Source organism: Streptomyces sp. NPDC053513 (assembly GCF_044544765.1).
GTDB classification, from domain to species: domain Bacteria; phylum Actinomycetota; class Actinomycetes; order Streptomycetales; family Streptomycetaceae; genus Streptomyces; species Streptomyces litmocidini.
Map to the genome: position 1 here is coordinate 131437 of NZ_JBITXP010000020.1, position 8535 is coordinate 139971.

At 75.9% G+C, this 8535-nt stretch carries 6 protein-coding genes; 2 read left to right on the forward strand and 4 right to left on the reverse strand.

What is annotated here, in order from left to right:
* Positions 1-204: 204 nt before the first annotated feature.
* Positions 205-399, reverse strand: coding sequence for a DUF3046 domain-containing protein (locus ACIGW4_RS28335; RefSeq protein WP_030221389.1), 195 nt, complete (start codon positions 397-399; stop codon positions 205-207).
* Between the two features lie 79 nt (positions 400-478).
* Between ACIGW4_RS28335 and ACIGW4_RS28340 the strand changes: the two genes are divergently transcribed.
* Positions 479-1405, forward strand: a complete 927-nt coding sequence (locus ACIGW4_RS28340; protein ID WP_359588317.1) for a hypothetical protein — start codon at positions 479-481, stop codon at positions 1403-1405.
* Positions 1406-1625: 220 nt separating this feature from the next.
* Here ACIGW4_RS28340 and ACIGW4_RS28345 read toward each other — a convergent pair whose 3' ends face one another.
* The 3 genes from ACIGW4_RS28345 to ACIGW4_RS28355 are packed head-to-tail and all read right to left on the reverse strand — an operon-like array spanning position 1626 to position 3604.
* Entirely contained in the window at positions 1626-1934 is a 309-nt protein-coding gene (locus tag ACIGW4_RS28345; RefSeq protein ID WP_123455714.1) for an AzlD domain-containing protein, read from the reverse strand.
* Positions 1931-2671 carry an AzlC family ABC transporter permease gene (locus ACIGW4_RS28350; protein WP_398713641.1) on the reverse strand — a complete coding sequence of 247 codons (741 nt, stop codon included), beginning with the start codon at positions 2669-2671 and terminating at the stop codon, positions 1931-1933. The genes ACIGW4_RS28345 and ACIGW4_RS28350 overlap by 4 nt, the downstream gene beginning before the upstream one ends.
* Before the next feature lie 54 nt (positions 2672-2725).
* Positions 2726-3604, reverse strand: a complete 879-nt coding sequence (locus ACIGW4_RS28355) for an AraC family transcriptional regulator (protein ID WP_399583563.1) — start codon at positions 3602-3604, stop codon at positions 2726-2728.
* Between the two features lie 90 nt (positions 3605-3694).
* On the opposite strand from ACIGW4_RS28355, the gene ACIGW4_RS28360 reads away from it, so the two are divergent.
* Positions 3695-8344 carry an ATP-dependent helicase gene (locus ACIGW4_RS28360; protein ID WP_399583566.1) on the forward strand — a complete coding sequence of 1550 codons (4650 nt, stop codon included), beginning with the start codon at positions 3695-3697 and terminating at the stop codon, positions 8342-8344.
* Positions 8345-8535: the final 191 nt, after the last annotated feature.

Consider the following 8535-nt stretch of genomic DNA (forward strand, 5'->3'; position numbering starts at 1 on the left):
TCTCCGGGACGGCCACCGGCTCGGGCTCTGTCACCGGCCCGGGCTCTGGGGAAGCCGTCGCGTCCGGCCCTTCGGGCACATCGTTCGGTTCGGTCTTGTCGGTGTCGTCAGTCGGGGCCACCCCGCCAGTCTCGCGCACCGGGCGGACATTCCACCCGGGGCCCCGTGAGATCCCCCGCGGTCACCCGGCGGTTCGCCTTCCGGTCACCGCTTGTCGGCCGGTACGTCGACGGCCGCGCAGACGGCACGCCACACGTCCTTCGCCTCCCAGCCGGCGTCCAGCGCCTCCCGTACCGTCCGGCCCCCGAGCTCCGCCATCACATGGTCGCTCGCGAAGGACTCGGCGTAGGACGCGCCGAAGTGGTCGGCCATCCGTTCCCAGAAAATCGTCAACCGCATGAATCCAGTATCCCGCTCCCAAGAGTGCAGCCCGCTCCGCAGGCCTTGTCACCGCGCTTTTCCGCCCTACGGTCGGAGCATGGCCGAAAATCCCCTCCCCCCGCCCTCGACTCCCCTGGCCCGCGCCGAGCGCTTCGTCTGGCTGACGGCCCGCGTCCTCGAACAGCGCCGGTTCGCCTACCACTTCCTGCGCGGTGGCCCGGACCAGGTCGAGACGGCCCTCATGGCGTACCTCAACGAGGACGGCGGTTACGGACACGCCCTCGAACCGGATCTGCGCGGCCCGGTGAGCCAGCCCCTGCACACCGCGCACGGGCTGCGGGTCCTGGACACCATCGGCCGCTGCGGCGGACTGCGCGTGGAGCGGATCTGCCGCTACCTCACGGAGGTGTCCACGCACGACGGGGCGCTCCCCGCGATCCATCCCTCCCAACGCGGCTACCCCTCGGCGCCCTTCCTCCCGGTCGTCGACGCCCCGCCGAGCGCGCTGCTCTCGACCGGCCCGGTGGTCGGCGTGCTGCACCGCAACCAGGTGTGGCACGCGTGGCTGTTCCGGGCCACCGAGTTCTGCTGGTGGGCCGTGGAGTCGCTCGAGAAGTCCCATCCGTACGAGATCCAGGCGGCCGTCGCCTTCCTGGACGGCGCTCCCGACCGCCCGCGCGCGGAGGCGGCCGCCGATCGGCTCGGACGGCTCGTCCGTGAGCAGCGGCTCGCCCTCCTGGACCCCGACCAGCCCGAGGACCACTCGCCGTCAAACGGGTACGCGCCCGGCGAGGTCCTCCACCCGCACGACTACGCGCGCGTGCCGGACTCGCTCGCCGGGCGCTGGTTCACGGACGCGGAGATGGCCCGCTCGCTCGACCGGCTCGAAGCCGACCAGCAGGAGGACGGCGGCTGGCCGGCCCGCCGGGCCGCCTGGGCGCCCGGCTCGTCCCTGGAATGGCGGCCGATCGCCACCATCGAGGCGCTGCGCACCCTCCGGGCGCACGGCCGCGCGATCGGCTGAGGCCGCGATCGGCTGAGGCACGACGCCGGGCCCGGCGGTCAGGGGGCCCGGCGGTCAGGGGGTCCGACGGTCGGGGCCCGGCAGTCGGCGAGTCCGACGGTCGGGGTCCGGCGGCCGGGGGCCCGGCGGGGCAGTCGGCGGGGGTCCTGCGATCAGACGTCCGACGGCCCCGGGCCGGGTCGGCAGGCCCGGCCCGGGCGGAGGGGCGCGGTCGCCGCCGTCACCAGCCCAGGGCCCGGACCCCCGCCGTGACGGCGACGGCCGCGCCCACGACGACCAGGAAGGGCGCGCGCAGGACGAGCGCGACGGCGGCCGCGGCGAGTCCGGCGGCCCGGGCGTCCAGGACGAGGTCGCCGCCCGCGCTGAAGGTCTGCTGGGCGGTGAGCGCGGCGAGCAGCGCGACGGGGAGCAGGGCGGCGAGCCGCTGGACGAGCGGGCGTTCCAGCGCTCCCGCGGGCACGAGCAGGCCGGCGAGCTTGACGAGGTAGCACCCGGCGGCGGTGAGGGCGATCGCGATCCAGACGTTCATCGGGAGTCCTTCTCTCGTCCGGTGGGGGCGGTGCGCCGGCCCCGGGCCCAGAGCACGGCGGGCGCGGCGAGGGCGGCGGCGAGGACCGGGACGCCCGCGGGCAGGACGGGCAGCAGCCCGAGGCCGAGCAGGACGGCGATCCCGGCGGTGGCGCGCTCGGTGGCGGACTTCAGCATGGGGGCGAGCAGGGCCAGGAAGACGGCGGGACCGGCGGCGTCGAGGCCCCAGGCCGCGGTGTCGCCGATCGCCTCGGCGCCGAGCGCTCCGAGGAGCGTGGTCAGGTTCCACAGGACGTACAGGGTGAGGCCGGTGACGGTGAAGCCGATCCGGGCGGCCCGGCGGGTCGGCTGGGGGAGCGCGACGGCCGTGGTCTCGTCGATCACCCAGTGCGCCGCGAAGGGCCTGACGGCCTTCGGCAGGGCGAGGAGCTGGGAGAGCCGCAGTCCGTAGAAGGCGTTGCGGGTGCCCAGGAAGAAGGCGCCGGCGGCGGCCGTGAAGGGGTTGCCGCCCGCGGCGAGCGCTCCGACCAGGGCGAACTGGGAGGCGCCGGTGAAGACGAGCAGGCTGAGGACGCAGGTCTGGAGGAGGCTGAGGCCGGAGCCCGCCGAGGTCACGCCGAAGGCGAAGCCGGAGAGCCCGACGGCGACGCCGACGCCGAGCGCGTCGCGGACGACGGCCGCGTCGGGTTTGGCCGGTGTGTCGTCGCACATGACGGGGGATGCTGTCTGTTCTGCCACGTCAGGGACGTTACGGGGCCGGTTCGTGACCGGTCTTGTACGTTCTTGCGCCGGTCACGTCCCCGTGTCGGCCCGCGGGGTCCGCCGGCCCGTGCCCCGCGCGCGTTGGTAGGCGCCCGGCGGCACCCCGACGCTGCGGGTGAAGTGCCGGCTGAGGTGCGACTGGTCGGTGAAGCCGACGGCGGCGGCCGCCTCCGCCGGGGGCGTCCCCGCGTCGAGGAGCCGTCTGGCACGGCGTACGCGCGCGTCGGTGAGCCAGGTGTGCGGAGGCATCCCGTACGCCTCGCGGAAGGCGCGGAGCAGGGCGAACGGGCTGGTGCCGAGGTCGGCGGCGAGCCGCTCCAGGGTCGGCGGCTCGACCATCCCGGCCTCCAGGACGTCACGCGCGCGTGCCGCGTTCCGGGCGCCCGCCGAGCGGGGCGGGAGCGGGGTGACGAGCCCGCCGTGACTGCGCAGCAGCCGGGCGGTGACCAGGCGCAGGAGGCTGTCCGCGGCGAGCGCGTTGCCCTCCTCGGCGGCCCGGTGGACGCCGACGACGAGCTGCGCGGCGTACGGGTCGTCGACGACGGGCGAGGTGAAGCCGGCCTCGCCGCGCAGGGCGAGGGTGTCGGCGGCGATCGACCGGACGATCTCCGCGTCCGGATAGATCGTCCGGTAGGTCCAGCCCTCGGGCACGCCCGCGTACCCGGTGTGCGGGGTGTCCGGATTGACGAGGGCGATCTGTCCCGGCCCGGCGTGGACGAGCCGGTCGCGGTGGTGGAAGGCCTCGACGCCCTCGGTGATCGCGGCGAAGACGAAGGACTCGTGGGTGTGCCGGGCGAAGGCCTTGCGGACGTAGTGGGCGTGCAGCAGATCGACCCCGGGCAGCTCGGCGTACTGCCAGTACCGCGCCCGCTCCCCGCTCGCGCCTTCCTTCTCCGTGCCCCTGGCCATCCCCCCATTCTGCGCCCCTCCGGCGGCCCGCGACGACCGGGATTCCCCAGGTCCGGGCGGTTGTCAGTGGCGGGGTGCACGATGGGGGGCATGGTCAGGTCCGCGCTCGACTCGTTCTCCCCCGCGACCCGCGGTTGGTTCACCGGGGCCTTCTCCGCGCCCACGGCGGCGCAGGAGGGCGCCTGGCGGGCCATCGGCGCGGGCTCCGACGTCCTCGTCGTCGCGCCGACCGGCTCGGGCAAGACGCTGGCGGCGTTCCTCGCCTCCCTGGACCGGCTCGCGTCCTCCCCGCCGCCCGCCGAGGCGAGGAAGCGCTGCCGCGTGCTGTACGTGTCGCCGCTGAAGGCCCTCGCCGTGGACGTCGAGCGGAACCTGCGCTCGCCGCTGACCGGCATCCGCCAGGAGTCCGTGCGGCTGGGTCTGCCCGAGCCGGACATCCGGGTCGGGATCCGGTCCGGGGACACCCCGGCGGCCGAGCGCCGGGCGCTCGCGACGCGGCCGCCGGACATCCTGATCACCACCCCCGAGTCCCTGTTCCTGATGCTGACGTCCGCCGCGCGCGAGGCGCTGTCGGGCGTGGAGACGGTCATCCTGGACGAGGTCCACGCGGTCGCGGGCACGAAGCGGGGCGCGCATCTGGCCCTCTCCCTGGAGCGGCTCGACGAGTTGCTGCCCCGTCCGGCGCGCCGGATCGGCCTGTCGGCCACGGTCCGCCCGGTCGACGAGGTCGCCCGCTACCTCTCCCCGGCGCGGGCCGTGGAGATCGTGCAGCCGCCGTCGGGCAAGGAGTTCGACCTCTCCGTCGTCGTCCCCGTCGAGGACATGGGCGAGTTGGGAGGCTCCCCCGCCTCGGAGGGCAAGGACGGCGGGGACAGGCCGTCGATCTGGCCGCACGTCGAGGAGCGGATCGCCGACCTCGTCCAGTCCCACCGCTCCACGATCGTCTTCGCGAACTCCCGCCGGCTCGCGGAGCGCCTGTGCAACCGGCTCAACGAGATCGCGTACGAGCGGGCGACCGGCGAGCCGCTCCCCGAGGGGGCGCCCCCGGCCCAGGTGATGGCCCAGTCGGGGGCGGCGCAGGGCGCCCCGCCGCTGCTCGCCCGGGCCCACCACGGTTCGGTGTCCAAGGAGCAGCGCGCCCAGGTGGAGGAGGACCTGAAGGCGGGCCGGCTGCCCGCCGTGGTGGCCACCTCCAGCCTGGAGCTGGGCATCGACATGGGCGCGGTCGACCTGGTGGTGCAGGTCGAGTCGCCGTCCTCGGTCGCCTCCGGCCTCCAGCGCGTGGGCCGCGCCGGCCACCAGGTGGGAGCGGTCTCCACGGGCGTGGTCTTCCCCAAGTACCGGGGCGATCTGGTGCAGGCGGCCGTGGTCACCGAGCGGATGCGTTCCGGTGGGATCGAGTCCATGCGGATCCCCGCCAATCCGCTGGACGTCCTCGCGCAGCAGCTGGTGGCGATGGTCGCGCTCGACACCTGGCAGGTGGACGACCTGCTCGCGGTGGTGCGCAGGGCGGCGCCCTTCTCCTCGCTGCCCGAGTCGGCGTTCACCGGCGTCCTCGACATGCTGGCCGGCCGCTACCCCTCCGACGCCTTCGCCGAGCTGCGCCCGCGCGTGGTCTGGGACCGGGTGGCCGGGACGGTCACGGGGCGGCCCGGCGCTCAGCGGCTCGCGGTCACCTCGGGCGGCACGATCCCCGACCGCGGCCTGTTCGGCGTCTTCCTGGCGGGCTCGGACCCCAAGAAGGGCGGGGGCCGGGTCGGCGAGCTCGACGAGGAGATGGTGTACGAGTCGCGGGTCGGCGACGTCTTCACGCTCGGCACCACCTCCTGGCGGATCGAGGACATCACCCGGGACCGGGTGCTCGTCTCCCCCGCGCCCGGCGTGCCGGGCCGACTGCCCTTCTGGAAGGGCGACCAGCTGGGCCGCCCGCTCGAACTGGGGCGGGCGGTGGGCGCGTTCCTCCGCGAGATCGGCGCCCTCGGGGACGAGGACGCGCGCCTGCGGCTGCTCGCCGCGGGCCTGGACGCCTGGGCCGCGGAGAACGTCCTCGCGTACCTCGGGGAGCAGCGCGAGGCCTGCGGCCACGTGCCGGACGACCGGACGATCCTGGTCGAGCGCTTCCGCGACGAGCTCGGGGACTGGCGGGTCGTCATCCACTCCCCCTTCGGGGCACAGGTGCACGCCCCGTGGGCGCTGGCGCTCGGCGCGCGGCTCGCCGAGCGGTACGGCATGGACGCGCAGGTGATGCACGCGGACGACGGCATCGTGCTGCGCCTGCCGGACGCCGACCTGATGGGCCTGGACATGGGCCTGGACCTCCTGGACCACGAGCCGGTCGCCCCGGACCGGCACCTGGACACGACGTACGACGCGGACAAGGCGCCCGTCGGCGCGGCCGACACGCTCTTCGACCGGGGCGAGATCGGGCAGATCGTCACCGACCAGGTGGGCGGCTCCGCGCTGTTCGCCTCCCGCTTCCGCGAGTGCGCGGCGCGCGCCCTGCTGCTGCCCAAGCGCAACCCCGGCAAGCGCACCCCGCTCTGGCAGCAGCGGCAGCGGGCGGCCCAGCTCCTCCAGGTGGCGAGCGAGTTCGGCTCGTTCCCGATCGTCCTGGAGGCCGTCCGCGAGTGCCTCCAGGACGTCTTCGACCTCCCGGGCCTCGAAGAGCTGATGGGGGACATCGAGGCCCGGCGCGTGCGACTCGTCGAGGTCACCACCCCCGAGCCCTCCCCGTTCGCCCGCTCGCTCCTCTTCGGGTACGTGGCGCAGTTCCTGTACGAGGGCGACTCCCCGCTCGCCGAGCGGCGGGCGGCCGCCCTCTCGCTGGACTCCCGGCTGCTCGCGGAGCTCCTCGGCCAGGCCGAGCTGAGGGAACTGCTCGACCCCGAGGTCCTGGCCGAGCTGGAGCGGGAGCTCCAGTGGCTGACCGAGGACCGCCGCATCAAGGACGTGGAGGGCGTCGCCGACCTGCTGCGGGTCCTCGGGCCGCTGACGGACGGGGAGCTGGCCGAGCGCGGCGCCGAAGCGGGCTGGGCGCCCGAGCTGGAGGCGGCCCGGCGGGCGATCCGGGTGCGGATCGGCGGCCGTGACCACTGGGCGGCGATCGAGGACGCGGGGCGGCTCCGGGACGCCCTGGGCACGGCCCTGCCGGTCGGCGTGCCCGAGGCCTTCACGGAGCCGGTCAAGGACCCGCTGGGCGATCTGCTGGCGCGCCACGCGCGCACGCACGGCCCGTTCACCTCCTCGCAGGCCGCCGCCCGCTTCGGCCTCGGCGCGGCCGTCACCGACGGCGCCCTCCAGCGCCTGGCTGCCTCGGGCAGGGTCGTCCAGGGCGAGTTCCACCCCTCCGGGATCGGCCAGGAGTGGTGCGACGCGACCGTGCTGCGACGACTGCGGCGCCGCTCCCTGGCGGCCCTGCGCCAGGAGCTGGAGCCGGTGCCCCCGGCGGCCCTCGCCACCTTCCTGCCGCAGTGGCAGCACCTGGGCGGCAACAGCCTGCGCGGCATCGACGGCCTGGCGCGCGCGGTCGAGCAGCTCCAGGGCGCGCCGGTCCCGGCCTCGGCCCTGGAGAAGCTGATCCTGCCGTCCCGGGTCCGGGACTACTCCCCGGCACTGCTCGACGAGCTGACGACGACCGGCGAGGTCGTCTGGGCGGGCGCGGGCTCGCTCCCGGGCAAGGACGGCTGGGTCTCCCTCTACCTGGCGGACGCGGCGCCCCTGCTCCTCCCGCCGCCGCACCCCCTGGAACTGTCCGCCCTGCACGAATCCGTCCTCACGGCCCTCTCCGGCGGATACGGCCTGTTCTTCCGGCAGATCGCCGACCAGGTCCGGGCCACCACCCACCCGGACGCCACCGATCCGCAGCTCGCCGACGCCCTGTGGGACCTGGCCTGGTCGGGGCGGCTCACCAACGACACCCTGGCCCCGCTGCGCGCGCTCCTCGGTTCGGGCCGCACGGCCGGCTCCACCGCCCACCGCGCGCGGCGCACGGTCCCGCGCGGCCGGTACGGCACGCTGACGGCGGCGGCCCGCCCGGCGTCCCGCACGGGCCCGCCCACGGTCTCGGGCCGCTGGTCCCTCCTCCCGCCCCCCGAGCCGGAGCCGACGCACCGGGCGCACGCCCTGGCCCGCACCCTCCTGGACCGGCACGGCGTGGTCACCCGGGGCGCGGTGGCCGCCGAGGGGGTGGAGGGCGGTTTCTCGGCCACGTACCGGATCCTGGCGGCCTTCGAGGACAGCGGGCAGGCCCGGCGCGGCTACGTCGTGGAGGGGCTGGGCGCGGCCCAGTTCGCGATGGACGGGGCCGTGGACCGGCTGCGTGCGGCGGCGACCGCCCGCGACCGGGGCGCCGAGGCGGCGGCCGGCCCGCGAGCCGTGGTCCTCGCCGCCGCCGACCCGGCGAACGCGTACGGGGCGGCGCTGCCCTGGCCCGAGCCGCCGACGGGCGCCGGGCACAAGCCGGGCCGCAAGGCGGGCGCGATGGTGGTCCTGGTCGACGGCGAGCTCACGCTCTACATGGAGCGCGGCGGCAAGACGCTCCTCTCCTGGCCGACGGACCCGGACGATCCGGCCCTGAGGGCGGCGGCGGAGGCGCTGGCCGGGTCGGCGAGGGCGGGGGCGCTGGGGACGGTGACGGTGGAGCGGATCAACGGCGCCGCGTCCTTGACGTCCCCCTTGTCCCGCCCCCTGGAGACAGCCGGCTTCCTGGCCACCCCCCGAGGCCTCCGCCTCCGCCCCTGACCCCCACCCGGCACCTCACACGGGGCCCGCCCCCCTGCGGGACGGCGCCCCCGCCCGTGCGGGGCGCCCGCCGGGGCGGTGCCCCCCCGTCCCCCCCCGTGTGGGCAATCGTCCCGCTGGGGCGGGACGGGTGGGCACACGGGACGGCGCCCTGAGCGGCGCCTCCGCGTTCCGCGCCTGAACCCGCACCA

Bases quoted from the DNA above. Each gene is read 5' to 3' on its own strand.
- ACIGW4_RS28335 (WP_030221389.1), bottom strand. From the start codon at position 399: ATGCGGTTGACGATTTTCTGGGAACGGATGGCCGACCACTTCGGCGCG.
- ACIGW4_RS28360 (WP_399583566.1), top strand. From the start codon at position 3,695: ATGGTCAGGTCCGCGCTCGACTCGTTCTCCCCCGCGACCCGCGGTTGG.
- ACIGW4_RS28355 (WP_399583563.1), bottom strand. From the start codon at position 3,604: ATGGCCAGGGGCACGGAGAAGGAAGGCGCGAGCGGGGAGCGGGCGCGG.
- ACIGW4_RS28340 (WP_359588317.1), top strand. From the start codon at position 479: ATGGCCGAAAATCCCCTCCCCCCGCCCTCGACTCCCCTGGCCCGCGCC.
- ACIGW4_RS28345 (WP_123455714.1), bottom strand. From the start codon at position 1,934: ATGAACGTCTGGATCGCGATCGCCCTCACCGCCGCCGGGTGCTACCTC.